Here is a 26,698-nt window from a genome sequence, read left to right on the forward strand (position 1 = left end):
TGCCCCACGCGGATGCGTGGAACAGGCCCCTCCCGGGTTGTGAGGTCAGGCCTGCGCGGGTTCGGCCTCGCGGGCCTCCTCCGGCTCCGGCTGGTCCGCCGTCCCCGCCTTGGCCGCGCGCTTGGCGGCCTTCTTCTTGGCGCGGCGCTCCTTGCGGAGCTCGACCATCGCGTAGAGCGTCGGCACGAGCAGCAGGGTCAGCAGGGTGGAGCTGATCAGACCGCCGATGACCACGATGCCCAGCGGCTGCGAGATGAAGCCGCCCTCGCCGGTGACGCCGAGCGCCATCGGGAGCAGGGCGAAGATGGTCGCGAGCGCCGTCATCAGGATCGGGCGGAAGCGGTGGCGGCCGCCCTCGATGACGGCTTCCATGATGCCGAGGCCCTGGGCGCGGTACTGGTTGATCAGGTCGATCAGCACGATCGCGTTGGTGACCACGATGCCGATGAGCATCAGCATGCCGATCATCGCGGGGATGCCCAGCGGGGTGCCCGTGATGAGCAGGAGGGCCAGGGCTCCGGTCGCCGCGAACGGCACGGAGACCAGCAGGATCAGCGGCTGGATCAGCGACCGGAAGGTGGCCACCAGCAGCATGAAGACGATCGCGATGGCCGCCAGCATGGCGAGACCGAGCTGGCCGAAGGCCTCGTTCTGGTCCTCGGTGACGCCGCCGATGGTGGCGGTGGCGCCCTCGGGGAGGTCCAGCGCGTCGATCTTCTCCGCGAGCTCGGTGCTGACCGCACCGGTGTTGTCGCTGACCGGCTTGGCGGTGATCGTCGCCGAGCGCTGTCCGTCGATCCGGGTCATCGAGACCGGGCCGGGGACGACCTTCACATCGGCGATGTCACCGAGCTTGACCGGTCCGAGCGGCAGGGCCTTCAGCTCGGCCATGGTGGCGGCCGGCTTCGAGGAGCGGATGACGACGTCGCGCTCGGTGTCGTCCAGCGTCGCGGTGCCGGCGGGCGTGCCGCGGACGGCTCCGGCGACGATCCCGCCGAGGGTGGCGGAGTCGAATCCGGCGGCGGCCGCCTTGTCGTTGGCGGTGACGGAGATGCGCGGGACGCTCTGCGCCAGGTCGCTCTGGACGTCGGTGACGTCCTTGACGGTGGCGACCTCGGTGCGGACGGCCTCGGCGGCCTTCTTCAGGACGTCGCCGTCGGCGGCCTTGACCACGACGCTCAGGTCCTGGGAGCCGAAGCCGTCGCCCGCGGCGATGGTGGTGTCGCCGATGCCGTCGAGCTTGCCGAGGGCCTCGTCGATACGGTCCTGGGCGTCCTCGTAGTCCGCGGCGTCCTTCAGGGTGACCTGGTAGGAGGCCTGGTTGGCGCCGGTGCCGCCGCCGAAGGCGGCCATGAAGCCGGAGGAGCCGACGGTGACCTGGTAGTCCTTGACGCCCTTGTCCTCCTGGAGGACCTTCTCGACCTTGCGGGCCGCCTCGTCGGCGGCTTCCAGGCTGGTGCCGGGGGCGAGTTCCTGCTTGACGCTCAGGACCTCCTGCTCACCGGCGTCGAAGAAGTTCGTCTTCAGCAGCGGGACCATCGCGAAGGTGCTGAGCAGCACGGCGACGGCGATGACGAGGCTGGTGATGCGGCGGCGGGTCGCGAAGCGCAGGACCGGGACGTAGATCCGCTGGAGCCGGCTGGCCGCTTCCTTCTCCTCGGCGAGACGGCGGGCTTCCGCCGCGTCCTCGGGGGTGCCCTTGGGGGCGCGCAGGAACCAGTACGACAGCACCGGCACGACGGTGAGCGAGACCAGCAGCGAAGCCAGCAGGGCCGCGGTGATGGTCAGCGAGAACGAGCCGAAGAGCTGGCCGACCATGCCGCCGACCAGACCGATGGGCAGGAAGACCGCGACGGTGGTGAGGGTGGCGGAGGTGACCGCTCCGGCGACCTCCTTGACCGCGGTGATGATCGCCGCGTGGCGCTCCTCGCCGTAGCCGAGGTGACGCTTGATGTTCTCCAGGACCACGATCGAGTCGTCGACGACCCGGCCGATGGCGATGGTGAGCGCGCCGAGGGTGAGCATGTTGAGCGACAGGTCGCGGGTCCAGAGCACGATCAGCGCGAGGACGATGGAGAGCGGGATGGAGACCGCGGTGACCAGCGTCGAGCGGATCGAGGCGAGGAAGACCAGGATCACGACGACCGCGAAGGCCAGGCCGAGCGCGCCCTCCGTGGTGAGGCCCGAGATCGACTTGGAGACGGCCGGGCCCTGGTCGGAGACGACCGTCAGTTCGGCGCCGGCGCCGAGGTCCTTGCGGAGGTCGGGGAGCTTGTCCTCGACGGCGTCCGAGATGGCGACGGCGCTGCCGTCCTTGTCCATCGTCGCCATCACGGCGAGGCTCGGCTTGCCGTTGGTGCGGGTGATGGAGACCGCCGTGGACGGCTCCTGCTTCACCTCGGCGACATCGCCGACGCGCACCGGCTTTCCGGGCTCGCCCGGGCCGGCCGCCGGGTCCTTGGCGACGACCTGGAGGTCCTCGATCTGCTTCAGCGAGGTGAAGGCGCCGCCGACCTGGATGGTGCGGCTCTTGCCGGACTCGGAGAAGGAACCGGCCGGCAGGGTGGCGCCGCCCGCCTGGAGGGCCTGGGAGAGCGTGCCCGCGTTCAGGCCGGCCGCGGCGAGCTTCCGGTCGTCGGGGACGACGGAGACCTGGAGGTCCCGCACGCCGTCCACGGTGACCTGGCCGACGCCCTCGATGTCCTGGAGGGCCGGGACGACCGTGGCATCGAGCTGGTCGGCCAGGATCTGCTGGTCCTTGTCGGAGGTGACGGCGAGGACCACGGTCGGGATGTCGTCGGTGGAACCGGCGATCACCTGCGGGTCGACGCCGTCGGGCAGCTGGGCGCGGGCGCGGTTCACCGCCTGCTGGATGTCCGCGACGAGCTGCTTGGTGCCTTCGTCGCCGAAGTCGAAGGTCGCCATGATGAGGGCGTTGCCCTCACTGGCGGTGGAGGTGATGCCCTCGACGCCGTCGACGGCCTTGAGGGAGTTCTCCAGGGGCTCGACGACCTGCTTCTCGACCACATCGGGAGACGCACCCTGGTAGGGCGCCAGCACCGAGACCATCGGCAGTTCGATGGTCGGCAGCAGCTGCTGCTTGAGCTGCGGGATCGCTATCGCGCCGAAGACCAGCGCGACAATCGAGATCAGCCCGATCAGGGCCCTTTGCGCGAGGCTGAATCTGGACAGCCAGGACATGGGTGGGTCTCTCTTCTGTGGCGTACGCGGCAGAGGGGCGGGGAGGGAAATAGCGGGACACCTCCAGCCCAGTCCTACGATCTCCGCTGCGCGTCGCCGAAACGTCGCCCCCCGGGCTGCTTTCTCACGCCGCGCATACCGCAGCTGGAGTACACCGGAGTACGCCGTACCGCCGTCCGGTCAGTCCGCGCGAGGACGCACCAGGCCCGATTCGTAGGCGATGACCACCAATTGGGCCCGGTCCCGGGCTCCCAGTTTCGCCATCGCCCGGTTCACATGGGTCTTGACGGTGAGCGGGCTGACCGCGAGCCGCTCGGCGATCTGGTCGTTGGAGTGGCCGCCCGCGACCTGCACCAGCACCTCGCGTTCGCGGCCGGTGAGTGCCGCCAGCCGCTCCGCGTACTCCGCGCTGTCCGGCCCCTCTCCCGCGTCGCCGCCCTGGGCCAGGAACGTGGCGATGAGCCCCTTGGTCGCCGCCGGGGAGAGCAGCGCCTCGCCGGCCGCGGCGATCCGGATGGCGTTGAGGAGTTCGTCCGGCTCCGCGCCCTTGCCGAGGAAGCCGGAGGCTCCGGCGCGCAGCGACTGGACCACGTACTCGTCGACCTCGAAGGTGGTGAGCATGACCACCCGCACCGCGGACAGCTCCGGGTCGGCGCTGATCATGCGGGTCGCGGCGAGTCCGTCGGTGCCCGGCATCCGGATGTCCATGAGCACCACGTCGGCGCCCGTGGTGCGGGCCAGCTCCACCGCCTGGGCCCCGTCGGCGGCCTCGCCGACCACCGCCATGTCCGGCTCGGAGTCCACCAGCACCCGGAACGCGCTGCGCAGCAGCGCCTGGTCGTCGGCGAGCAGCACCTTGATCGGCGCCGCCCCGGCTTCGGGCGTCGGCTGGGTCATCGGCAGAACCCCGTCCCGCCCGCTGTGCCCGGCCGCTCCGGTTCACCCGTGCGGGCCTCGACGGGAAGGATCGCATGGACCCGGAACCCGCCGCCGTAGCGAGGCCCGGCGGTGAGGGCGCCGCCGAGCGCGGTGACGCGTTCGCGCATGCCGACCAGGCCGTGGCCGCCGCTGTCCAGGCCGTCGTCGGCCGCGGTGCCGGCCACCCCGGAGCCCGGCTGCCTGCCGGCGCTCCCCCGGCCGTTGTCGAGCACGGTGACCTCGGCGGTGGCGCCCACCCGGACGACGCTCACCTCGGCCTTGGCCCCGGCGCCCGCGTGCTTGCGGACATTGGTCAGGGCCTCCTGGATGACCCGGTAGGCGGCCAGGTCGACGGCGGCGGGCAGCGGGTCGCGGTAGGCGCAGGCCACCTCGACGGGGAGCCCGGCGTTGCGGAAGGTGGTGACCAGTTCGCCGAGGACGGCGAGCCCGGGGGCCGGTTCGGTGGGCGCCTCCGGGTCGCCCTGCTGGCGCAGGAGGCCGACGGTGACCCGGAGTTCGTTGAGTGCGGAGCGGCTGGCGTCACGGACATGGGCGAGCGCTTCCTTGGCCTGGTCCGGGCGCTTGTCCATGACGTGGGCGGCGACCCCGGCCTGGACGTTGACCAGGGCGATGTGGTGGGCGACCACGTCGTGGAGGTCCCGGGCGATCCGCAGCCGCTCCTCGGCGACCCGGCGGCGGGCCTCCTCTTCGCGGGTGCGCTCGGCCCGCTCGGCGCGTTCCCGGATGGCGTCGACGAACGCGCGCCTGCTGCGTACGGCGTCCCCGGCGGCCCCGGCCAGTCCGGTCCAGGCGACGACGCCGAAGTTCTCCTGGCTGTACCAGGGGGTCGAGCCGAAGATCATCGCCGCCCCGGTGAGCCCGCCCACGGTGAGCAGTCCGACCCGCCAGGTGGTGGGGCGGTCGGTGCGCGAGGCGACGGTGTAGAGCGCGATGACCGCGCTCATCACGACCGGGGCCGGCGGGTCCATCAGGACGTACTCGGTGGCCGAGAGGAGCCCGGTGGCGGCGAGCACCGCCATCGGACGCCGTCGCCGCAGCACCAGGGCGAGGGCGGCGAGCACCATCAGGAGGACGCTGAGGGGTTCGGGGGTGCGGGTGCCGAAGGTCGGCCCGTGTCCGGTGCCCGGGTCGGCGAAGGAGCCGCCGATCATCGCGACGAGGGCGCCGAGGGCCAGGGTCGCGTCGAACGCCAGCGGATGGTCCCGGAGCCAGCGGCGGGCGCGCGCGAAGCCGGACGAGAGGGTGGTCACGTCCAGCAACGGTACGCGGCCGCTCCACGGGCCCGCCGGGGGCCGGCCCGTGGAATTCAGCTGGGAATGAGGCCGTCGTCGCTGAGCATGGCGCGTACGTCTTCGAGGGTGGCGTCGGGCGCCGGCAGGATCAGCTCGGACGGCTCCAGGGAGTCGTCCGGCAGCGGAGTGCCGAGCTCGCGCACCTTGTCCAGGAGCGCGTGGAGCGTCGTGCGAAAGCCTGGGCCGTCGCCGCTCTCCATCTCCTTGAGCAGGACGTCGTCGAGCTCGTTCAGTTCGACGAAGTGACTGTCGGCCAGCTTGACCTGGCCCTCCCCCATGATCCGTACGATCATGACGCTGCCCTCACTGCTTGTCGAACTTGTGCGGGGACGACTGCTGCGACTGCTGCGCGCTGTCCTGCGTGCCGCCCTCGATGGCCTGCTGCGAGGACGAGGAGCCGCCGGCCAGCTCGGCCTTCATGCGCTGCAGCTCCAGCTCCACGTCGCTGCCGCCGGAGATCCGGTCCAGCTCGGCGGCGATGTCGTCCTTCGCCGTGCCGGTCGGGTCGTCCAGGGCGCCGGAGGCGAGCAGCTCGTCGATGGCGCCGGCCCGCGCCTGGAGCTGCTGCGTCTTGTCCTCGGCCCGCTGGATCGCGAGACCGACGTCGCCCATCTCCTCGGAGATGCCGGAGAAGGCCTCGCCGATCCGGGTCTGGGCCTGCGCCGCCGTGTAGGTGGCCTTGATGGTCTCCTTCTTCGTGCGGAAGGCGTCCACCTTGGCCTGCAGCCGCTGGGCCGCGAGGGTGAGCTTCTCCTCCTCGCCCTGCAGCGTGGTGTGCTGCGTCTCCAGGTCGGTGACCTGCTGCTGGAGGGCGGCGCGCCGTGAGAGCGCCTCGCGCGCCAGGTCCTCACGGCCCAGCGCCAGCGCCTTGCGGCCCTGGTCCTCCAGCTTGGACGACTGGCCCTGCAGCTGGTTCAGCTGCAGCTCCAGGCGCTTGCGGGACGTCGCCACGTCGGCGACGCCGCGGCGCACCTTCTGAAGCAGCTCCAGCTGCTTCTGGTACGAGTAATCGAGGGTCTCGCGCGGATCCTCGGCCCGGTCAAGGGCCTTGTTTGCCTTCGCGCGGAAGATCATCCCCATACGCTTCATGACACCGCTCATGGGCTTCGCGCGCCCCCTTCTGACGGACTGAGCTCCAGCACTCCCGATAGAACCCACAGTACGGGCCCTGCCTCTATTACCGCACTGTTCGGACGCCGATGTGCTCCTCCCCAAGGACGACTGCACCCGCGGAACGCTCCCGCCCAGGGTGTAGGTGAGGCCCGGGGACCTCTCCGTGACGTACTCCGGAACGGGCGATCAACACCCGTATCCACCCGTCTCCACCCGCTTCCACCTGCCGGAACACTTCCGAGGACGCCGTCCGTTGCCGGATCGTTCCCGCCCGGGGCGACGGGCCCGCGCGAGAACCCCGTACCCTTGGGTTTTGTGTTCCGTAGCCGTGCCAAGACAGAGAAGGCCCCCACCGACAAGGTGACGGCGGACCTCTCCCAGCAGCCCCGCGACCCGCAGGCTCCCAAGGGTCGCCCCACCCCCAAGCGCAGTGAGGCCCAGTCGCAGCGCCGTCGTGCCGCGTCCAGCGCGCCGACCGACCGCAAGGCGGCCATGAAGCGCCAGCGCGAAGCGCGCCGGGCCGACCTGGCCCGGCAGCGTGAGGCGCTCGCGTCGGGCGACGAGCGCTACCTCCCGGTCCGTGACAAGGGCCCGGTGAGGCGCTTCGTCCGCGATTACGTGGACTCGCGCTTCTGCATCGCCGAGTGGTTCCTGCCGCTCGCCGTGATCATCCTGATCCTCAGCGTGATCCAGGTGCAGAACATCCAGAGCATCTCGCTGCTGCTCTGGCTCGGCGTGATCATCCTGATCGTGATCGACTCGATCGGTCTGTCGCTGCGCCTGAAGAAGCAGCTGCGCGAGCGCTTCCCGGACACCCCGAAGCGCGGAGCCGTGGCGTACGGCCTGATGCGCACGCTCCAGATGCGCCGACTGCGGCTTCCGAAGCCGCAGGTCAAGCGCGGAGAGCGGCCCTGAGCACGGAGACCTCCGGCACGACAGAGGTCTCCTCGGCGTGCCCGGCAGGTTCCGTCGGCGTACGCGACCGGGTCCGCCAGGAGCTCGTCGCACGGCAGCTGGACGAGCAGATAGCCGCCCGCTTCCCGGTGGGGCAGCGGCTGCGCGTCCTGGACGTCGGCATGGGCCGGGGCATCCAGGCGCTGCGCCTCGCGCGGGCCGGTCACTCGGTGACCGGCCTGGAGTCCGACGCCGGGCTGCTGACGGCGGCCCGCGCGGCCCTGGCGACCGAGCCGGAGGGCATCCGGGAGCGGGTCAGGCTGATCGAGGGCGACGGCCGGGACACCGGTGTGCACTTCCTGCCCGGCAGTTTCGACGTGGTGCTCTGCCACGGCGTCCTGATGTACGTCGAGGAGCCGGACCCGATGCTGGCCGGGCTCGCCCGGATGCTGGCCCCCGGCGGCCTGCTCTCCCTGCTCGTACGGAACGCGGACGCGCTCGCGATGCGCCCGGGGCTCGCCGGTGACTTCGGCGCGGCCCTGACCGCCTTCGACACCGCCACGTACACCGACCACCTCGGCACCACGGTGCGCGCGGACCGGCTCGACGCACTGCGGGCCACGCTCGCGGGCATCGCCGCGCCGCTGCACGCCTGGTACGGGGTGCGGGTCTTCACCGACGGCGTGGAGAGCGACGCGGAGCCGCCGGCCGAGGAGCTGGAGCGGATCCTGACCCTGGAGGACCGGGCCGGGCGGACCGACCCGTACCGGGGTGTGGCGGCGCTGCTGCATCTGTGCGGGGTACGCGGCTAGCAGCGCCACGGCCTCCCTTTCCGCGCGTACTCCTCGCCCCCCGGTGCTCCCGCCACTGGCGGGGGCCGCAGTCAGGGCGTCGGGACACCTCTGCACGGCCGCCTCCGCCGGGTCACCCTGGCGGTAGGCCGGTATCACGGGTGCACGAGGGGGAGCGAATGACCGTGTCATGCGACGAAGCCACGGCGGTACGGGACGCGGCGGAGGTCCCCGTGCGGTGGCCGGGCACAGCGCGGAGAGGCGGACGGGAGGAGGCGACCCGGGAGATGGCCGACGTGCTGTTCGCCTCCTTCGCCAGGAGCGACCAGCGGCGCAAGGGCGAGCAGTATCTGCGCGGCATGCTGAACACCCCCGGCCGCAAGTCCATCCGCAACATCGCCGCGCACGTCGGCGGTGCGGCGACCGAGCAGAGCCTGCACCACTTCATCTCCAGCTCCACGTGGGACTGGAGACCGGTCCGGCAGGCGCTGGCGGGATATCTCACCCGGATCGCGCCGCCCCGGGCCTGGGTGGTGCACCCGATGCCGATTCCCAAGGCCGGTGACCGGTCCGTCGGGGTCGACCAGGGTTTCGATCCGTGCCTCGGAGCCTTCCGCGGACAGCGGGCCTTCGGTGTCTGGTACGGATCGAGGACCCTCAACTCACCCGTCAACTGGCGGCTGTTCCTGTCCGGTTCCTGGGTTCAGGACCCGGTGCGACGGCGGCAGGCCGAGATTCCGGAAGGCACGCGGGAGGAGACGCTGGAGGAGTGCGCGGCGACCGCGGCGCTGGACGTCCTGGGCTCCTGGGACATGCCGTCGCGTCCGGTGGTGCTGAACACCCACATCGCCCACGCCGCCGCCACCATGGGCCGGTTCACCGAGGCGGGCATCCCGGTGATCGCCCGGATCGGCGGAACGGCGCGGCTCACCGTCCACGATCCCGCACTGCCCGGCCGGGGCGGCGCTCCGGTGCCGGCCGGGCTGATCGCCACGGCCGCGATGCGGTTGCGGCGCGGTGTGGAGTGGGCCGACGAGCCGGGCGCGTACCGCGAGTCGCGGGGAACGCTGACGGCGGCCGTCCGGGTGGGCGCGGAGGGCGGTGGGCGGGGCGGGGCCGATCCGTACCGCGGGGAGCTGTTGCTGCTCGGCGAGTGGGACGGGGCGGGGCACTCTCCGCAGGCCCTGTGGGTGACCAACATGACGTCGGCGCCCGCTCCGGCGCTGCTGCGGCTGACGCGGCTGGGCGGGAGGGCCTGCCGCGATCTCGCCGCCGTCGGGGAGGACGTGGGCCTCAAGGACTTCGAGGGCCGGTCGTTCAACGGCTGGCACCGTCACATCACCCTGGCCTCGGCCGCTCACGCCGTCGCCGCGCTGAGCGGGCCGCGGTCCGTGTCCGCCGGGCGCGGACCCCGGTCCGCCTGATCCGGCGCGGTCCCGGCTCAGGGACGCCGGACGGCCTCGCGGGCGCGTTGGAGACGGAGCGCGAGCTGGATCTCCAGCGCGGTCGCCGACTGCTGCCAGTCGGCCCCGAGGAGGTCGGTGATCCGCTCCAGGCGGCGCGCCACGGTATTGGTGTGCACATGCAGTTCGAGCGCGGCACGGCTGGGGCTGCCGCCGTTGGCGAAGTACGCGTCCAGCGTGCGGACCAGGTCGGTCGAGCGCTGCCGGTCGTAGTCGAGGACCGGGCCGATGGCGGAGGCGACGAAGGCGTCCACATCATGGTCGTCGGCGACCAGCAGACCGAGGAAGCCCAGGTCGCCGGCGGCCGCGACGCCGCCGCGGCCGCCGATCGCGATGAGTGTGTCCAGGCAGCGCACCGCTTCCCGGTAGGCCTTGTCCGCCGAGGCGAAGTCGTGGACCGGTCCGGCGGCGCCGGCCGACACGGCGTGGCCGAGCAGCCCCGTCAGTTCGTCGACCGCGCTCCTGGCCGCGGCCGAGGGGTCCGAGCCCGGCAGGAGCAGCACCAGGCACTCGCGGCGTACGGTCTTCAGACCGGCGTGCCGGTAGGCGTAGGAGGAGGCCCAGACCGCCGCCTCGCCCTGCTTGCCCTCGGGCCGCAGCACCACCATCACGTGGTCGGCCGCCGGGTCGAGTCCCAACCGGTGGGCCCGCTCGGCGAGATGGCGTGGAGCGCCGGAGGTGCCGGAGAGCAGATCGTCGAGGTAGTCGTCGCGGATCGGGCCGGCGGCGGTCGCCAGGTCGTGGCGCAGCAGCACGGTGGCGACGGTCTGCGCGGTGAAGTGCAGCAGGCGTCGCCGCTCCTCGCCGAACGCCTCCCCGGTCCGGCAGATGAGCAGTCCCGGGCCTTCCACGCCGGTGGTCACATGGGCGGCCCACAGGTCGTCCGCGAGTTTCACGGCGGAGGCGCTCTCCCGGGAGTCGACCATGCTGCGCACCATCGCGGCGGTGTCGGCCCGGGGCGGCTCGCCGGTGCCGGCCAGCACGCGTCCGGCCGCGTCGCTCACCGCCAGGTCGCCGCCCAGCATGCCCGCCGCGTACCGGACGATGTCCTGGAGGCTCCGGCCCTCCAGGCACATGCCGGAGAGCGTGGTCTGGGCCTCGGCCAGACGGCGGGCCGCGGCGAGTTCCTCGTCGAGGCGGGTGCTCTCGGCGAGCGCGCGGGTCAGTTCGGAGCGGACCCCGTCCATCCGCCTGGTCGCCTCGATCGCCGGCGCCGACAGGTCGGCCAGCAGACGCAGCAGGCTGACCTCGTCCGGTGAGAAGTGCCGGACCGCCCGGGACGCGCCGTACAGCGCTCCCACCATCCGGCCACCGCTCGACATCGGCACGGCGAGCACCGCGTGCAGGCCTTCGGAACGGACGACCTCGTCGATCTCCTCGGTGTGCGGAAAGCTGTCGTCCGCCAGGTAGTCGGCGGTCCAGTACGGGGCGCTGCGGTCCTGCGCCAGCTCCCCCAGACCGCGTCCCGGTCCATCTCCAGGCCGACGTTGAGGGCCGTGGTGTCACCGTCGGAGTTGTGGACGTAGCTGCCGCCGTCCGCGATCCGCAGGCTGACGTAGGCCATGTCGAGGCCCAGCAGCCGTCGTGCGTGCCGGGTCACGACGTCGAGGCGCTCGTCCAGGCCCTTGTGGCGGAAGATGTCCCGCCCGGTGTCGACCAGGGCCGCCAGGGCGGACTCGCGCCGGCGTTGCCGCTCGGCCGTGGCACGGATGTCCAGCGCCGTACGGACGGCGTGCTGGAGCCGGCTCATCGGGCCGGGTCCGAGGGGAAGCCCGTCGGCCCGGCGGAGCAGGCTCTCGAAGTCTCCGGGAGGGGCGTCCCTGGCCAGCAGGTCGAGAATCTCGCCGACTCCGAAATCGCTCTCCGTGTTCTCCGAGCTCTCTGAGGTCTGTGAGTTCTCTGATTCCGCTGAATCGTTCTCCGAGTCCACCGAATCCCCCCGGCCGAGAAGTCAAGATCGCCGCCGGAGCGTAATCGGCGCTCGCACGACGCGGCAAGCCGTGCCCGTCTTCCGGCGGCCGGCAGCCGCGGAACCGCCGGGTCCCACCGTCGACTTGACATAGTTTCGCGCGCGGCTTCGCTCAGCCGCCTTCGGGTCCGCACCATTTCTCCGCAGCCATCGGACAGCGAACACGGCTGCGCATCCACGCATCCGTTTGTCATGACGGGCGGTCACCACGGAAAGGGCGAAAACGCGATGAGCGCTGTTCGACCGAGCACCTCGCGACCTCAGCGACGACGGCGGTACCCCTCGCGAAAGCCCTCCAGCACGGTGATCGCCTGGCTGTCCTTCGTCACCATGTTCGTCATCGGAACCGACACCTTCCTGGTGGCGCCGATGCTCCCGACGCTGTCCGACGAGTTCGGCGTGACCACCAGCGTCTCCGGCTGGATGGTCAGTGCCTACGCCCTCGGCTTCGCCCTGTTCGCCCTCGTGGCGGGCCCGCTCTCGGACGGCCGCGACCGCCGCAGCGTGCTGCTGCTCGGCTTCGCCGGCTTCGCCGCGGCGACCGCGCTGTGCGGGGTGGCCCAGGGCTTCTGGAGCATGATCCTCTTCCGGGTGCTCGCCGGGATGTCGGCCGCGCTCGTCACTCCGCAGATCTGGGCCTCCATCCCCGTGCTGGTTCCCGGGAACGCGGTGGTCAAGACCATGGGATTCGCCGGCGCCGGAATGTCGATCTCCCAGGTCGTGGGCGTTCCGCTCGGCGGCTGGCTCGCCGCCAGCTCCTGGCACGTCCCGTTCTTCGCGGTGGCCGGTCTCTCCGCGGTGGCCTGGCTCGTCCTCTTCAGGGTCTTCCCCTCGGTCCAGGCCAGCCCCGCCACCGAGCGGACCGGCTTCTTCGCGACCTACGCGGGACTCTTCCGCTCCCGTATCTTCACCTGGTACCTGGTGGGCTATCTCGCCTACCAGACCGGGGTCTTCGAGACCATCTCCTTCATCGGCTCCTGGCTCTCGCGCGACTTCGGACTCGGAGTGAGCGCCATCGGCGCCGCCATGATGGCGCTCGGCGTCGGCATGGCGCTGACCTCGGTGTTCGGCAGTCATGTCATCAAGCGGCTCGGCGAACCGCGCACGCTCGCCTGCACGTTCGTCGCGCTCGTCCTGCTGTACGGCGCCGTTCCGTTCGCGCCGAACCTGGCCGTCGCCGTCACCCTGCTGGCCCTCGGCTCCGCGATGCTCGGCATCAACTACCCGATCTTCATGGCCATGCTGCTGTCCCGGACCACGGCTGCCAGGGGCACGGTCTCCTCGCTGGCGACCACGGCGCTGTACATCGGCACGACCATCGGCGGATTCGTCGGCGGCGTCCTGCTGACCGAGTTCGAGGGCTTCTACGGCGTGGCCGGGTTCACCGTGCTCTGCCTGCTCCTCGCCGCGGTGATCTTCGGCGGCGCGGGCGCCTTCAAGGCGCGGGACCACGCCGGCGACTTCCGCTGAGCAGTCCCGTTCGGCCCATCAGTACGGGCACCCGAACGGGCCGGCGACCAGACTCCGGATATGGACGCATCCCCCTCCCGCAGCCGGGCGCGCAGGCTGCTGATCCCCCTGTCCGCCGCCGTCTGCGCCCTAGCCCTGGCGGGCGGCTGTTCCGGTACGGCGCCGGCCCCGGCGCCCGAGGCCCCCGCGTCGGGCACGGCGCAGGGTGCGGTCAAGCGCGCCCCCGACGATCTGCAGGACGCCTACCAGGCCGTCATCAACGATGTGCTGCCGTCGGTGGTGCAGATCGACGCCTCGGACAGCCTCGGTTCCGGGGTGGTCTACGACGACCGGGGGCACATCGTCACCAATGCCCATGTGGTCGGCGACGAGAAGAAGTTCAAGGTCAGCGTGGCCACCGGGGAGGCGGTGCTGAACGCCTCGCTGGTCTCCTCCTACCCGGAGCAGGACCTGGCCGTGATCAAGCTCGACGACGTGCCGGACGGGCTGAAGCCCGCGAAGTTCGGCGACGCGGAGAGGGTCGAGGTGGGCCAGATCGTGCTGGCGATGGGCTCGCCGCTCGGTCTGTCCAGCAGCGTCACCCAGGGCATCGTCTCGGCGCTCGGCCGGACCGTGAGCGAGAGCCGGGCGGGCGGGGGCACGGGGGCGACGATCGCCAACATGGTGCAGACGTCCGCGGCGATCAATCCGGGCAACAGCGGTGGGGCGCTGGTCAATCTGGACAGCCAGGTGATCGGCATTCCGACCCTCGCGGCGACCGACCCGCAGATGGGCGACAGCGCGGCGCCGGGCATCGGTTTCGCGATCCCCGTCTCCATGGTGAAGACGGTCGCGGACCAGATCATCAAGGACGGCAAGGTCACCGACTCGGGCCGGGCCGCGCTGAACATCACCGGCCGTACGGTCGTCGACGACAACTACCGCCCGGCCGGGGTGGCGCTGGTCAGCGTGGACCGGGGCGGCGCGGCGGACAAGGCGGGGCTGAAGCCCGGCGACACGATCACGAAGATCGGGGACACCCCGGTCACCACGATCACCTCGCTCTCGGAGGCGCTGGCGGGTGACAAGCCGGGCCAGAAGGTGACGGTGACGTACACCCGCGACGGCGACAGCCGGACGGCGGAGGTCACGCTCGGGGAGATCTGATCCCCTGAAGGACCTGAAGGACCTGAAGACAGGGGCGGTACGGGGTTTCCCGTACCGCCCCTTCCCGTGGGCCGGGCGTCAGGCGCTGTCGGCCTGCAGGCTCATCGGGCCGTAGATCTTGGTGGTGTCCTCGAAGAGCGTCACCTGTGCGGCGCCGCCCTCCAGGAGCTCTTTCCAGTACTCACCGATCCAGGACTCCGCGTCGCCCTGGGTGGTGAACTCCTCCGGCTGCAGCGCCGGCTCCGTCTCCGTACCGTCGGACTTCTCGAACCGCCACGTCCACGCCATGCCAGCCTCCCGGGTCGCGTTGCTGCTCCGCAGCCTAGCCGGGCGCGCACCTGGCCGGGGGACGCGGGAGGATCAAGGTGTGGAACTGACTCTGCTCGGCACCGGAGCCCCCGAAGGGCTGCCGCGCCCCTCCTGCCCCTGCGCGGTCTGCGCCTCGGCCCGCGGTCCGTGGGCGCGGGCCGCGACGGCCCTGCTGGTCGACGACGCGCTGCTGCTGGACCTCACCCCCGGAGCGGTGTTCGCGGCCGCCCGCGCGGGGCACTCGCTGGCCGCGGTCCGGCAGGTGCTGCTGACCCATCCGCACGACGGGCCCGCCGTCGAGCTGCCCGCCCTGCTGCCGCCGGCCGCCCGGGTGCCGGACGGCCAGGTCCTGACGCTGATCAGCGGGCACCGGGTGCGGGCGGTGGCGATGGACGCGCCGGGGACCGGGTACGAGGTGACCGCGCCGGAGGGCGAGCGGCTGCTCTACCTGCCGCCGGGGGCCGCGCCCGCGGGGCTCGACGGGCGGGCGGAGCAGCACTACGACATGGTCGTCCTCGATGTGATCGCGCGGCCCGACGCGGTGGCCCGGCTGCGGTCGGCCGGTGCGGTCGGCCCGACGACCGAGGTGATCGCGGTCCACCTGGACCACGACGCCCCGCCGGGCGCGGCGCTGGAGCGGCGGCTCGCGGCGGCCGGGGCGCGGGCGGTGCCGGACGGGACGACGCTGGTGGTGGGCGAGTATCACGCGGTGCCGGACGTGCCGCGCCGGGTGCTGGTGACCGGGGGCGCGCGGTCGGGGAAGTCGCTGGAGGCGGAGCAGCGCCTGGAGACGTTCCCGGAGGTGGTGTACGTGGCGACCGGCGGCCGTCGCGACGGCGACCCGGAGTGGGCGGCCCGGGTCGGACTGCACCGGGAGCGCAGACCGGGCGCCTGGCGGACCGAGGAGACCTGTGAGCTCACGGAGCTGCTGCGGGCGGACGGGCCGCCGCTGCTGATCGACTGCCTGTCGCTGTGGCTGACCGACGCGATGGACCGGGTGGCGGCCTGGGAGGACGAGCGGTGGCACGACGGCGGCGAGAAGGCGTTGCGGGCGCGGGTCGCGGAGCTGGTCGCGGCGGTGCGCGGGACCCGGCGGCCGGTGGTGCTGGTGACCAACGAGGTGGGGTCGGGGGTGGTTCCGGCGACGTCGGCGGGGCGGCGGTTCCGGGACGAGCTGGGGCGGCTGAACGCGGCGGTGGCGGCCGAGTGCGAGCAGGTGCTGCTGGTGGTGGCGGGTCAGGTGCTGGTGCTGCGCGGGTGAGTCGGGCCGTGCCCTTCGGGGCCGGGCCCGCCCCGGGGGCCGACCGGTACTGTTCCGGGCAGGGCGGACACGCCCCAGGGGGCCCGCCGCCGGGTTCCCGCACCGGACCCGACGTGACGACCCGCGAGGCAGACCTCCGTGAACCTGGACGACTTCTCCGACCTGATCCAACGCCCCGACGGGGGTGTGCGGCGCGATGCCGAGGAGCGGCGCGAGCGGCTGACCGTACCGCCGGGGGCGCTCGGGCGGCTCGACGAGCTGGGCGAGTGGCTCAGCGCCGCGCAGCAGTCCGTGCCGGTCAGGGCCGTGGAGCAGCCGCGTCTGGTGCTCTTCGCCGGTGACCACGGGGTGGCGGAGCTGGGCGTCTCCGGCCGGCCGGCGGGAGGCGGGTACGAGCTGGTGCGCTCCGCCCTCGACGGGGCGAGCCCGGTCGCGGTGCTGGCGCGGCGCTTCTCGGTGCCGATGCGGATCGTGGACGTGTCGCTGGACTGCGATCCGGAGCTGCTGCCCGAGTCCGTGGTGCGGCACCGGGTGCGGCGGGGTTCGGGGCGGATCGACGTCGAGGACGCGATGAGCGCCGAGGAGGCCGAGCAGGCCGTCCGGCTGGGCATGGCCGTCGCCGACGAGGAGGCGGACTCCGGCACCGATCTGGTGGTGCTCGGCGACCTCAGCGTGGGCGGGACGACGGCCGCGGCCACCCTGGTCGCCGCGCTCTGCGGAACGGACGCCTCCGTGGTGACCGGGCGCGGTGGCGCGGGCATCGACGACCTGGCGTGGATGCGCAAGTGCGCGGCGATCCGGGACGCGCTGCGCCGGGCCCGGCCGGTGCTCGGCGACCAGCTGGAGCTGCTGGCCACCTCCGGCGGGGCGGACCTGGCGGCGATGACGGGCTTCCTGCTGCAGAGCGCGGTACGCCGGATGCCGGTGATCCTGGACGGGGTGGTCTCGGCGGCCTGTGCGCTGGTGGCGCAGCGGGCGGCGTTCCGGGCGCCGGACTGGTGGCTGGCGGGCCAGGTCAGCGGGGAGCCCGCGCAGACGAAGGCGCTGGACCGGATGGCGCTGACCCCGCTGCTGGACCACGGGGTGACGGTCGGCGAGGGCAGCGGCGCGCTGCTGGCCCTGCCGCTGGTGCAGGCCGCGGCGGCGCTGGCCGCCGAACTGCCGGAGCGCGAGCCGGAGAAGACCGCGGACGAGGACGAGGGTCCGGAGCAGCCGGAAGAGAGCGGGGCGCAGGCTCTCGACGCGACCTGACGGACGAGGTGCTCCGGGCGTCCCGTCGGGTCGCCCGGAAGGTACTAAAACCACATAAGTCCGTATTGGGCCATATGATCACCTCTCATGGGAGAGGTTCGAGCGGTCCAGGAATCAGCCCGGCACAGCACCACCCGGTCCAGGCGGAGCGCGGCGTTCGCCATCTGGTATCTGCGTGTCGTCTCGTTCATCAATTTCCTCAGCGCGATCTGGGTGACCTTCGGCCAGGACCTGCGGCGGCACAACTCCGAGAACTACGTCACGCCCTACCTGCTCACCGCCGGCTTCTCCTCCGGGGTGATCGCGCTGTTCCTGGCGGTCACCATGCGGCGACGCAAGCGGGCCGCCTGGATCGTCAACCTGGTGCTGAGCGGGCTGGTGCTGCTGCTCCTGGTCCTGGCGCTGTTCTTCGCCGAGTTCCGCCAGCACGCCCAGAACTGGATCTCGCTGGCGCTGACCGCCGCGTTCGTCGTGGCGCTGCTGCTGGGCCGGCGGGAGTTCTACGCCAAGGGCGACCGCTCCAACCCGAAGCTGGCGGCCCTGGTCGCCGTGGTGGGTCTGCTGGTCACCTCGCTCGTCGCCGCCGCCCTGGTGACGGTCACCAACACCGCCCACGACGAGTACCGCTCCACCTTCCTGGACCGCTGGCGCTACGGGGCGCTCCGACTGGTCTCGGTGGCCGCCGACGACTCCCGGTTCCCGGGGATCACCACCCCCGGCTGGGTCAACGTCGTCATCAACATCCTGTCCACCCTGCTGCTGATCGCCGTCGTGTACGCCGCCTTCCGCGCCCGCCGCGCGGTCGACCCGCTCTCCGCCGATGACGAGGCGCAGCTTCGGGTCCTGCTCGACAAGCACGGCGACCGGGACTCCCTCGGCTACTTCGCGCTGCGCCGCGAGAAGAGCGCCCTCTGGTCGCCGACCAGGAAGGCCGCCGTCGTCTACCGGGTCGTCGGCGGGGTGTCCCTGGCCTCCGGTGACCCGATCGGCGATCCGGAGGCCTGGCCCGGCGCGATCGACCCGTGGCTGGCCGAGGCCCGGGAGCACGGCTGGATCCCGGCCGTGATGGGCGCGAGCGAGGAGGCGGGCACCGTCTACGCCCGGCACGGCCTGGACGCACTGGAGCTGGGCGACGAGGCCATCGTGGAGACGGCGGAGTTCACGCTCGACGGGCGGGCGATGCGTACGGTCCGCCAGGCCTACAACCGGGTCAAGCGCGCCGGGTACGAGGTGACGATCCGGCGGCACGCGGACATTCCCGAGCAGGAGATGACCGACCTGGTACGGCGCGCCGACGATTGGCGTGACGGGGAGACCGAGCGCGGCTTCTCCATGGCGCTCGGCCGACTCGGTGACCCGGCCGACGGGCAGTGCGTGATGCTGGAGTGCCGCGACGCGGGCGAGGACGGGACCGCCGGCGAACTGCGCGCGCTCCTGAGCTTCGTGCCCTGGGGTCCGCACGGCCTCTCGCTCGACCTGATGCGCCGCGACCGGGACGCGGAGAACGGGCTGATGGAGTTCATGGTGATCCAGCTGCTCCAGCGCTCGGGCGAGATCGGGATCACTCAGGTGTCGCTCAACTTCGCGATGTTCCGGTCCGTCTTCGAGAGGGGATCGCGGCTCGGCGCGGGACCGGTGCTGAGGCTGTGGCGTTCGCTGCTGAGCTTCTTCTCGCGCTGGTGGCAGATCGAGTCGCTCTACCGGGCCAACGCCAAGTACCGACCGATCTGGGAGCCGCGTTTCATGCTGTTCGAGAAGAGCGCCGACCTGGCGCGCATCGCCCTCGCGGCCGGGCGCGCCGAAGGGTTCCTGGAAGCGCCGGGGCTGCCGAAGTGGCTGCACCGCTCGCACCTGGGCGCCCGTAGATGAGCCGTCTCCCGGCCCTGGGCCGGGCGGCGGTACGGGAGTGGGGCCCGCTGTGCGCGACCGTACGGCGGGGGCTCGCCGGACGGTGGGTGCGGGCGCTCGCGCTGACGCTGACCGCGGTGGCGCTGACGGCGACCGTCCAGGTGGTGCAGAACCAGGGGTGGGGCTACCGGCCGGTGCAGAACCTCGGTGCCGTACGGGCCGAGGACCCGCTCTGGCTCGCCCTGCTGCGGACGCCGCTGTCGCTGTTCGTGCCCGCGCTCGATCTGCCGGTGTGGGGCGCGCTGGCGCAGATCCTGCTGGTGTTCGGCATCGCGGAGGTGTGCCTGGGGCGGTGGCGCACGCTGGCCGTCGCGTACGTAGCGACGCTGGCGGGGACGCTGTACGCCCGGATCGGCGTCGCGCTCGGCCCCGGGACGTTCCCCGGGCTGCCCGCATCGGACGCGCAGGTGGTGGACACCGGCCCTTCGGCGGCGGTCGTGGGGCTCGCGGTGTACGTCTGCCACCGGCAACGCGCCTGGTTCACCGGGGCGCTGGTGGTCCTCGCGATGGTGGTGGAGGTCATCGTCAAGGACAACCTGGCGGGCCGCGAGCATCTGGCCGCCATCGCCGGCGTCCTGGTGGTGTGCGGCGTACGGGAGTGGCTCGGGCGGCGGAGCGGCGCTCGGGACCCGGGTGCGGGCGGCTCCGGGGCGCTTCAGGGTCTGGGCGACGGCGGCAGCGGGACCCGGTCCGGGGCGCCGCCGATGAGGTCCTGGAACTTCCGGCGCGGCCCGACCCAGCGCACGTCGTGGTGGTAGGCCCGCAGCAGCGCCCTGGAGCGGGCCCGGTGGCGGTGGCGGTAGAACCGCCTGGCCCAGGGCGAGGTGGGGCGGGCCAGCCGGATCGCGCCGACCAGCGCGACGAACGGGACGAGGGTGCCGAGCACCGCCATCCGCGTCTTGCCCTTGAACAGGGCGATCAGGACGAAGCAGAAGTTGATCACGTACGTGGTGATGACGCCGAAGCGGCCCTGCTGCTCCTCGTCGGTGACGTCGTCGACGCCGAGCGGGGAGAAGCCCGCCAGGACCAGCAGCACCAGCGCGGCGGTCAGCACGACCACCTCCACGCTCTGCCGGCCCTCCTCGGTCCAGTACACGTCGTCCAGATGCAGGATCAGCGCGAACTCGTCGAGCACCAGACCGGCCCCCACCCCGAAGATCACCGCGCAGACCCCGGCGGCCACGCCCTGCCGCCCGCTGGCCACCGCGCCGAACCCGCCGATCACCGAGAGCACGACCCCCGGCACCACGTGGTGGATGTGCACCCCGCCCGGGGTGATGTTGCGGAACGGGCCCTTCCCGGCCCGGATCATGCGGGTGATGGTGCGGGTGATCGCGAAGGTCAGGACGAAGGCGGCCAGCGCCAGGAGCAGCGGCAGCTTGCCCGGCTCCGTGATGTTGTCGTGCCACCAGTGACCCATGCCACCCACTCCCGATACATCCGGTTTCACCGCGATTTGCCGTGTTTCGGCCAATCTATCGGCGGGCGCCGGCGGTAGCCTGCGCGCGGTGACCTCCCTGAACAGCCACGGGCTGCGTTTCGCCTTCGGCACCCTGACCGTGCTCCCCGTCCGCGTGACCCGCTGGGACCGCGCGACCGCCCGCGCCGGGATGCTCTGCGCCCCGCTCGCCGGGCTCGTCGTGGGGCTGCTCGCCGCCGCCCTCGGCTCGCTGTCGCTGCTGGCCGGCCCGGGGCCGCTGCTCGCGGCGGTGGCCTCCGTCGCGGTGCCGGCCGCGCTCACCCGGGGGCTGCATCTGGACGGCCTGGCGGACACGGCGGACGGCCTCGGCAGCGGGAAGCCGGCCGAGGACGCGCTGCGGATCATGAAGCAGTCCGACATTGGGCCGTTCGGTGTCATCACGCTCCTGCTGGTCCTGCTGGCCCAGGTCGCGGTCCTCTTCGAGCTGTACGGGCAGGGCTGGGCGCACGGGGCGCTCGGGGCCGTCGTCGCGGCCGTCGCCGCCCGGCTCGCGCTGACCCTGGCGTCCCGTCAGGGCGTCCCGGCGGCCCGGCCGGAGGGGCTCGGGGCGACGGTGGCCGCCACGGTCCCGGCCGGGCGGGCGCTGCTCGCGGTGGTGGTGACGGTGGCGCTGTGCGCGGCGGCGGGCGCGCTGCTGGGCCCGTACGCGGCGCTGCGCCACGCGCTGGCGGTGCTCGGCGCGCTCGCCGCCGCCGAACTGCTGCTGCGGCACTGCGTACGGCGGTTCGGCGGGGTCACCGGGGACGTCTTCGGGGGCGTCGAGGAGACCGCGGCGACGGCGACCCTGGTGGTACTGACGCTCGGCACCTGACGGCACGGCACTTCGGGGCGATCCCCGGCCCGGCGGCAGGGAACGGCCCGCCGCCGTCACGGAGCAGGAACCGCGCGCGTAGGCTCATTCCCGGCACATCGTCGGGGCGTCTACGATGCGCCGGGCACGGTCGGCCCACCCCTCGACCGAACTCGAACTCAACGGAAGCGAGATTTCACCACCGTGACTGCTCTCACTCTCAGCACTGCCGGTGCGGCGACGCTGCGCGCCGACGCACTCGTCGTCGGCGTCGCCAAGGGCGTCAAGGGACCGGTCCTGGCGCCCGGTTCCGAGGCCGTGGACAAGGCGTTCGACGGAAAGCTCGCCGCCGTCCTCGAGACCCTGGGTGCCACCGGTGCCGAGGGCGAACTGACCAAGCTGCCCGCCGCGTCCGGCCTCAAGGCCCCGGTCGTCGTCGCGGTCGGTCTCGGTCCGGTCCCGGACAAGGAGGACGCGTACGACGCCGAGGCGCTGCGCCGCGCGGCGGGCACCGCCGCCCGTGCGCTGACCGGTTCCAAGAAGGCCGGCTTCGCGCTGCCCGCCGGCTCCGTCGAGGACGCCGCCGCCGTCGCCGAGGGCGCGCTCCTCGGCTCGTACGCCTTCACCGCCTACCAGGGCGGCGAGAACAAGCTGGCCCCCAAGGACGCGAAGTCCAAGGACAACGGCCCGAAGCTGCCGCTCGCCGAGGTGGCCCTGCTCGGCGCCAAGCCGCGCGACAAGGCCTACAAGGCCGCGGTCGAGCGCGCCCTCGCGCTGGTCGAGGAGATCAACCGGGCCCGCGACCTGATCAACACCCCGCCGAACGACCTGTACCCCGAGTCCTTCGCCGCCGTGGCCACCGCCGCGGGCAAGGAGCACGGCATCAAGGTCCAGGTCCTCGACGAGAAGGCGCTCGTCAAGGGCGGCTTCGGCGGTCTCCTGGGCGTCGGCCAGGGCTCCACGCACGGCCCGCGCCTGGTGAAGCTCGCCTACACGCACCCCAAGGCGGAGAAGGCCCTGGCCCTGGTGGGCAAGGGCATCACCTACGACTCCGGCGGCATCTCGCTCAAGCCGGCCGGCCACAACGAGACGATGAAGTGCGACATGAGCGGCGCCGCCGCCGTGTTCGCCGCCGTCGTCACGGCCGCCCGCCTGGGCCTGAAGGTCAACGTCACCGGCTGGCTGGCGCTGGCCGAGAACATGCCCTCCGGCAACGCCACCCGCCCCGGTGACGTGCTGCGCATGTACAGCGGCAAGACCGTCGAGGTCCTCAACACCGACGCCGAGGGCCGGCTCGTCCTGGCCGACGCGCTGACCCGCGCCTCGGAGGAGAAGCCGGACGCGATCGTCGACGTGGCGACCCTGACCGGTGCGATGGTGCTGGCGCTCGGCAACCGCACCTTCGGGATCATGGCCAACGACGACGCCTTCCGTACGTCGATCCACGAGATCGCCGAGGAGGTCGGCGAGCCCTCGTGGCCGATGCCGCTCCCCGCCGACCTGCGCAAGGGCATGGACTCCCCCACCGCCGACATCGCCAACATGGGCGAGCGGATGGGCGGCGGCCTGGTCGCCGGTCTGTTCCTGAAAGAGTTCGTGGGCGAGGGCATCGCCTGGGCGCACCTGGACATCGCCGGCCCGGCCTTCCACGAGGGCGCGCCGTACGGCTACACGCCCAAGGGCGGCACCGGCTCCGCGGTCCGCACCCTGGTGCGGCTCGCCGAGCGCACCGCCGACGGCGACCTCGGCTGAGCCGGACCCCGCCGATGACACGTACGGCCCCGGGCATAGGTCCGGGGCCGTACGTGTTGCCCGGGCGGGACCGTCCGGAGCGGAACCGGTGAGCGGAGACCGGGTTTCGCTCTCGACGAACACCGACCGAATCCGTAGGTATCTACGCAGCAGTAACCCTCCGGAACGGATGATCGTCCGTCCCGGACCCGGGCCCCGCGTCCCGCCCACCGTCGACAAGTGCGAAGATGGGTTCTCGGCAGGACAGGGCCCCCACCACAGGGCCGAAGACAAAAGCGGCCGCACACCAGCCGACCGGCCGGTCACACCCCAGCGACGGGGCCCGGCGTACGGCGCACATGCATGGAGGACGTGACGTGGCGAACGACGCCAGCACCGTTTTCGACCTAGTGATCCTCGGCGGTGGCAGTGGCGGTTACGCCGCGGCCCTGCGCGGAGCGCAGCTGGGCCTGGACGTCGCCCTGATCGAGAAGGGCAAGGTCGGCGGCACCTGCCTGCACAACGGCTGCATTCCCACGAAGGCACTGCTGCACGCGGGCGAGATCGCGGACCAGGCCCGCGAGTCGGCCCAGTTCGGCGTGAAGGCCACCTTCGAGGGCATCGACATGGAGGCCGTCAACAAGTACAAGGACGAGGTGATCTCGGGCCTGTACAAGGGTCTCCAGGGTCTCATCGCCTCGCGCAAGGTCCACTACATCGAGGGTGAGGGCAAGCTCTCCTCGCCCACCTCGGTGGACGTGAACGGCCAGCGCATCCAGGGCCGCCACGTGCTGCTGGCGACCGGCTCCGTGCCGAAGTCGCTGCCCGGCCTGGAGATCGACGGCAACCGGATCATCTCCTCGGACCACGCGCTGAAGCTGGACCGCGTGCCGAAGTCCGCGATCGTGCTCGGCGGCGGCGTCATCGGCGTCGAGTTCGCCTCGGCGTGGAAGTCGTTCGGCACCGAGGTCACCATCGTCGAGGGCCTCAAGCACCTCGTCCCGGTCGAGGACGAGAACAGCTCCAAGCTTCTTGAGCGCGCGTTCCGCAAGCGCGGCATCAAGTTCAACCTCGGCACCTTCTTCGACAAGGCCGAGTACACCCAGGACGGCGTCCGCGTGACGCTCGCCGACGGCAAGACCTTCGAGGCGGAGATCCTCCTCGTCGCGATCGGCCGCGGCCCGGTCTCGCAGGGCCTCGGTTACGAGGAGCAGGGCGTCGCGATGGACCGCGGCTATGTCCTGGTCGACGAGTACATGCAGACCAACGTGCCCACGATCTCGGCCGTCGGCGACCTCGTCCCGACCCTCCAGCTCGCCCACGTCGGCTTCGCCGAGGGCATCCTGGTGGCCGAGCGGCTGGCCGGTCTCAAGACCGTCCCGGTCGACTACGACGGCGTGCCCAAGGTGACGTACTGCCACCCCGAGGTCGCCTCCGTCGGCATCACCGAGGCCAAGGCCAAGGAGATCTACGGCGCGGACAAGGTCGTCGCCCTCAAGTACAACCTCGCGGGCAACGGCAAGAGCAAGATCCTGAAGACCGCGGGCGAGATCAAGCTCGTCCAGGTCAAGGACGGTGCCGTGGTCGGCGTCCACATGGTCGGCGACCGCATGGGCGAGCAGGTCGGCGAAGCCCAGCTGATCTACAACTGGGAGGCGCTGCCCGCCGAGGTCGCCCAGCTCATCCACGCACACCCGACGCAGAACGAGGCGATGGGCGAGGCTCACCTGGCGCTGGCCGGCAAGCCTCTCCACGCCCACGACTGATCCCCCGGTCCCGGGCGCGACGACCGACCACTTCCGCATTTTCGTAAGGAGCAACTGAAACCATGTCGGTTTCCGTAACCCTTCCGGCGCTCGGCGAGAGCGTCACCGAGGGCACTGTCACCCGTTGGCTGAAGGCCGAGGGCGAGCGCGTCGAGGCCGACGAGCCGTTGCTCGAGGTCTCGACCGACAAGGTCGACACCGAGATCCCCGCCCCCGCGTCCGGTGTGCTGGCTTCCATCAAGGTCGCCGAGGACGAGACCGTCGAGGTCGGCGCCGAGCTGGCCGTCATCGACGACGGCTCGGGCGCTCCGGCCGAGGCCGCGGCCCCCGCCGCCGCGGCCCCCGCCGCCGAGGCCCCCGCCGCTCCGGCCGAGGCTCCGGCCCCGGTCGCCGAGGCCCCCGCCGCTCCGGCTCCCGAGGCCCCGGCTCCGGCCGCCGCCCCGGCCGGTGGCGCGTCCGGCACCGACGTCACCCTCCCGGCGCTCGGCGAGAGCGTCACCGAGGGCACCGTCACCCGCTGGCTCAAGGAGGTCGGCGAGGAGGTGGCCGAGGACGAGCCGCTGCTGGAGGTCTCCACGGACAAGGTCGACACCGAGATCCCCGCCCCGGTCGCCGGTGTGCTGCTGGAGATCGTGGTCGGCGAGGACGAGACCGCCGAGGTCGGCGCCAAGCTCGCCGTCATCGGCGCCCCGGGCGCGGCTCCGGCCGCCGCTCCGGCGCAGCCCGCCGCCCCGGCCCAGGAGGCCCCCGCGGCTCCCGCCCCGGCACCGGCCGCCCCCGCCGCTCCGGCTCCGGCCGCCCCGGCACCGGCTCCGGCTCCGGCCCCGGTCCAGGCCCCGTCGGCGCCCGCCGCTCCGGCCCCGGCTCCGGCGCAGCCCGCCCCCGTCGCCCCGGCGCCGGCCGCCCCGGCCGCGCCCACCGGTGACGACGGCGCGTACGTCACGCCGCTGGTCCGCAAGCTCGCGTCCGAGAACAACGTGGACCTGAGCTCGGTCAAGGGCACCGGCGTCGGTGGCCGTATCCGCAAGCAGGACGTCGTCGCCGCCGCGGAGGCCGCCAAGGCCGCCGCCGCTGCCCCGGCTCCGGCTGCTGCTCCGGCGGCCGCCAAGGCGCCGAAGCTGGAGGCGTCCCCGCTGCGCGGTCAGACGGTCAAGATGACCCGCATGCGCAAGGTCATCGGCGAGAACATGATGAAGGCGCTGCACTCGCAGGCCCAGCTGACCTCGGTCCTCGAGGTCGACATCACCAAGCTGATGAAGCTGCGCAACCAGGCGAAGGCCTCCTTCGCCGCCCGTGAGGGCGTCAAGCTGTCCCCGATGCCGTTCTTCGTGAAGGCGGCGGCCCAGGCGCTGAAGGCCCACCCGGTCGTCAACGCCCGGATCAACGAGGACGAGGGCACCATCACGTACTTCGACTCGGAGAACATCGGCATCGCCGTGGACGCCGAGAAGGGTCTGATGACCCCGGTCATCAAGGGTGCGGGCGACCTGAACATCGCCGGTATCGCCAAGAAGACCGCGGAGCTCGCGGGCAAGGCGCGCGGTGGCGGCCTGACGCCGGACGACATGTCCGGCGCCACCTTCACCATCAGCAACACCGGTTCGCGCGGCGCCCTGTTCGACACGGTCATCGTGCCGCCGAACCAGGCCGCCATCCTGGGCATCGGCGCGACGGTCCGCCGTCCGGTGGTCATCGATCACCCGGACCTCGGCGAGACCATCGCGGTGCGCGACATGACGTACCTCTCGCTCTCCTACGACCACCGTCTGGTGGACGGCGCGGACGCCGCCCGTTACCTGACCTCGGTCAAGGCGATCCTGGAGGCCGGTGAGTTCGAGGTCGAGCTCGGCCTCTGAACGCCCCGCTGTAACCAGCCTCACCAGCGGCGCCCCCGTCCGGAACTCTTCCGGGCGGGGGCGCCGCC

At 72.3% G+C, this 26,698-nt stretch carries 22 protein-coding genes; 14 read left to right on the forward strand and 8 right to left on the reverse strand.

What is annotated here, in order from left to right; translation table 11 throughout:
* Nucleotides 1–45: 45 nt before the first annotated feature.
* The 5 genes from ACSMXR_RS08115 to ACSMXR_RS08135 form a co-directional block, all read right to left on the reverse strand.
* Complete coding sequence (locus ACSMXR_RS08115) at nucleotides 46–3,201, reverse strand: efflux RND transporter permease subunit (protein WP_473171502.1); 3,156 nt, start codon at nucleotides 3,199–3,201, stop codon at nucleotides 46–48.
* Between the two features lie 180 nt (nucleotides 3,202–3,381).
* Nucleotides 3,382–4,098, reverse strand: coding sequence for a response regulator (locus tag ACSMXR_RS08120; RefSeq protein WP_381848683.1), 717 nt, complete (start codon nucleotides 4,096–4,098; stop codon nucleotides 3,382–3,384).
* Nucleotides 4,095–5,390: a sensor histidine kinase gene (locus ACSMXR_RS08125; protein ID WP_137232735.1), complete on the reverse strand. Its 1,296-nt coding sequence runs from the start codon at nucleotides 5,388–5,390 to the stop codon at nucleotides 4,095–4,097. Before ACSMXR_RS08125 ends, ACSMXR_RS08120 begins: the two co-directional genes overlap by 4 nt.
* A gap of 56 nt (nucleotides 5,391–5,446) precedes the next feature.
* Nucleotides 5,447–5,725 carry a PspA-associated protein PspAA gene (pspAA, locus tag ACSMXR_RS08130; protein WP_103509775.1) on the reverse strand — a complete coding sequence of 93 codons (279 nt, stop codon included), beginning with the start codon at nucleotides 5,723–5,725 and terminating at the stop codon, nucleotides 5,447–5,449.
* A gap of 10 nt (nucleotides 5,726–5,735) precedes the next feature.
* The gene (locus ACSMXR_RS08135; RefSeq protein ID WP_030080680.1) at nucleotides 5,736–6,521 is read right to left on the reverse strand and encodes a PspA/IM30 family protein; all 786 of its coding nucleotides are present in this window, start codon (nucleotides 6,519–6,521) and stop codon (nucleotides 5,736–5,738) included.
* Nucleotides 6,522–6,860: 339 nt separating this feature from the next.
* On the opposite strand from ACSMXR_RS08135, the gene ACSMXR_RS08140 reads away from it, so the two are divergent.
* The 3 genes from ACSMXR_RS08140 to ACSMXR_RS08150 all read left to right on the forward strand — a co-directional run bounded on the left by ACSMXR_RS08140 (nucleotide 6,861) and on the right by ACSMXR_RS08150 (nucleotide 9,654).
* Nucleotides 6,861–7,460: a DUF3043 domain-containing protein gene (locus ACSMXR_RS08140; RefSeq protein WP_030080682.1), complete on the forward strand. Its 600-nt coding sequence runs from the start codon at nucleotides 6,861–6,863 to the stop codon at nucleotides 7,458–7,460.
* Nucleotides 7,461–7,558: 98 nt separating this feature from the next.
* Nucleotides 7,559–8,251 carry a class I SAM-dependent methyltransferase gene (locus tag ACSMXR_RS08145; RefSeq protein WP_256343373.1) on the forward strand — a complete coding sequence of 231 codons (693 nt, stop codon included), beginning with the start codon at nucleotides 7,559–7,561 and terminating at the stop codon, nucleotides 8,249–8,251.
* A 164-nt stretch (nucleotides 8,252–8,415) separates the two neighbouring features.
* Nucleotides 8,416–9,654, forward strand: coding sequence for an IS701 family transposase (locus ACSMXR_RS08150; protein WP_455431468.1), 1,239 nt, complete (start codon nucleotides 8,416–8,418; stop codon nucleotides 9,652–9,654).
* 17 nt (nucleotides 9,655–9,671) lie between these two features.
* Here ACSMXR_RS08150 and ACSMXR_RS08155 read toward each other — a convergent pair whose 3' ends face one another.
* Nucleotides 9,672–11,150 carry a helix-turn-helix domain-containing protein gene (locus ACSMXR_RS08155; protein ID WP_473172351.1) on the reverse strand — a complete coding sequence of 493 codons (1,479 nt, stop codon included), beginning with the start codon at nucleotides 11,148–11,150 and terminating at the stop codon, nucleotides 9,672–9,674.
* 59 nt (nucleotides 11,151–11,209) lie between these two features.
* Between ACSMXR_RS08155 and ACSMXR_RS08160 the strand changes: the two genes are divergently transcribed.
* From ACSMXR_RS08160 to ACSMXR_RS08170, 3 genes are all read left to right on the forward strand, one after another.
* The gene (locus ACSMXR_RS08160) at nucleotides 11,210–11,578 is read left to right on the forward strand and encodes a hypothetical protein (protein WP_473171503.1); all 369 of its coding nucleotides are present in this window, start codon (nucleotides 11,210–11,212) and stop codon (nucleotides 11,576–11,578) included.
* A gap of 312 nt (nucleotides 11,579–11,890) precedes the next feature.
* Entirely contained in the window at nucleotides 11,891–13,132 is a 1,242-nt protein-coding gene (locus tag ACSMXR_RS08165) for an MFS transporter (RefSeq protein ID WP_473171504.1), read from the forward strand.
* A 60-nt stretch (nucleotides 13,133–13,192) separates the two neighbouring features.
* Nucleotides 13,193–14,278 carry a S1C family serine protease gene (locus tag ACSMXR_RS08170; protein ID WP_137232740.1) on the forward strand — a complete coding sequence of 362 codons (1,086 nt, stop codon included), beginning with the start codon at nucleotides 13,193–13,195 and terminating at the stop codon, nucleotides 14,276–14,278.
* A gap of 78 nt (nucleotides 14,279–14,356) precedes the next feature.
* Here the strand turns inward: ACSMXR_RS08170 and ACSMXR_RS08175 are convergent, their stop codons facing one another.
* Nucleotides 14,357–14,566 (reverse strand): hypothetical protein, encoded by a 210-nt coding sequence (locus ACSMXR_RS08175; RefSeq protein ID WP_030080718.1) that lies wholly within the window; start codon nucleotides 14,564–14,566, stop codon nucleotides 14,357–14,359.
* Between the two features lie 79 nt (nucleotides 14,567–14,645).
* Between ACSMXR_RS08175 and ACSMXR_RS08180 the strand changes: the two genes are divergently transcribed.
* The 4 genes from ACSMXR_RS08180 (at nucleotide 14,646) to ACSMXR_RS08195 (ending at nucleotide 19,765) form a co-directional block, all read left to right on the forward strand.
* Complete coding sequence (locus tag ACSMXR_RS08180; RefSeq protein ID WP_376184692.1) at nucleotides 14,646–15,848, forward strand: bifunctional adenosylcobinamide kinase/adenosylcobinamide-phosphate guanylyltransferase; 1,203 nt, start codon at nucleotides 14,646–14,648, stop codon at nucleotides 15,846–15,848.
* Between the two features lie 138 nt (nucleotides 15,849–15,986).
* Nucleotides 15,987–17,099, forward strand: coding sequence for a nicotinate-nucleotide--dimethylbenzimidazole phosphoribosyltransferase (cobT, locus tag ACSMXR_RS08185; RefSeq protein ID WP_218527813.1), 1,113 nt, complete (start codon nucleotides 15,987–15,989; stop codon nucleotides 17,097–17,099).
* A gap of 87 nt (nucleotides 17,100–17,186) precedes the next feature.
* Complete coding sequence (locus tag ACSMXR_RS08190) at nucleotides 17,187–18,968, forward strand: phosphatidylglycerol lysyltransferase domain-containing protein (protein ID WP_381794356.1); 1,782 nt, start codon at nucleotides 17,187–17,189, stop codon at nucleotides 18,966–18,968.
* Complete coding sequence (locus ACSMXR_RS08195) at nucleotides 18,965–19,765, forward strand: hypothetical protein (protein ID WP_473171505.1); 801 nt, start codon at nucleotides 18,965–18,967, stop codon at nucleotides 19,763–19,765. Before ACSMXR_RS08190 ends, ACSMXR_RS08195 begins: the two co-directional genes overlap by 4 nt.
* Here the strand turns inward: ACSMXR_RS08195 and ACSMXR_RS08200 are convergent.
* Nucleotides 19,663–20,427, reverse strand: a complete 765-nt coding sequence (locus ACSMXR_RS08200) for a hypothetical protein (protein ID WP_137232745.1) — start codon at nucleotides 20,425–20,427, stop codon at nucleotides 19,663–19,665. The genes ACSMXR_RS08195 and ACSMXR_RS08200 overlap by 103 nt on opposite strands.
* A gap of 88 nt (nucleotides 20,428–20,515) precedes the next feature.
* On the opposite strand from ACSMXR_RS08200, the gene ACSMXR_RS08205 reads away from it, so the two are divergent.
* From ACSMXR_RS08205 to sucB, 4 genes are all read left to right on the forward strand, one after another.
* Nucleotides 20,516–21,298, forward strand: a complete 783-nt coding sequence (locus tag ACSMXR_RS08205) for an adenosylcobinamide-GDP ribazoletransferase (RefSeq protein WP_473171506.1) — start codon at nucleotides 20,516–20,518, stop codon at nucleotides 21,296–21,298.
* 183 nt (nucleotides 21,299–21,481) lie between these two features.
* Nucleotides 21,482–23,029 carry a leucyl aminopeptidase gene (locus ACSMXR_RS08210; RefSeq protein WP_473171507.1) on the forward strand — a complete coding sequence of 516 codons (1,548 nt, stop codon included), beginning with the start codon at nucleotides 21,482–21,484 and terminating at the stop codon, nucleotides 23,027–23,029.
* A 356-nt stretch (nucleotides 23,030–23,385) separates the two neighbouring features.
* Nucleotides 23,386–24,774 (forward strand): dihydrolipoyl dehydrogenase, encoded by a 1,389-nt coding sequence (gene lpdA, locus ACSMXR_RS08215; RefSeq protein ID WP_137232748.1) that lies wholly within the window; start codon nucleotides 23,386–23,388, stop codon nucleotides 24,772–24,774.
* Between the two features lie 62 nt (nucleotides 24,775–24,836).
* Nucleotides 24,837–26,630 (forward strand): 2-oxoglutarate dehydrogenase, E2 component, dihydrolipoamide succinyltransferase, encoded by a 1,794-nt coding sequence (sucB, locus tag ACSMXR_RS08220; protein WP_473171508.1) that lies wholly within the window; start codon nucleotides 24,837–24,839, stop codon nucleotides 26,628–26,630.
* Nucleotides 26,631–26,698 lie beyond the last annotated feature (68 nt).

Source organism: Streptomyces sp. DSM 106670 (genome assembly GCF_055792845.1).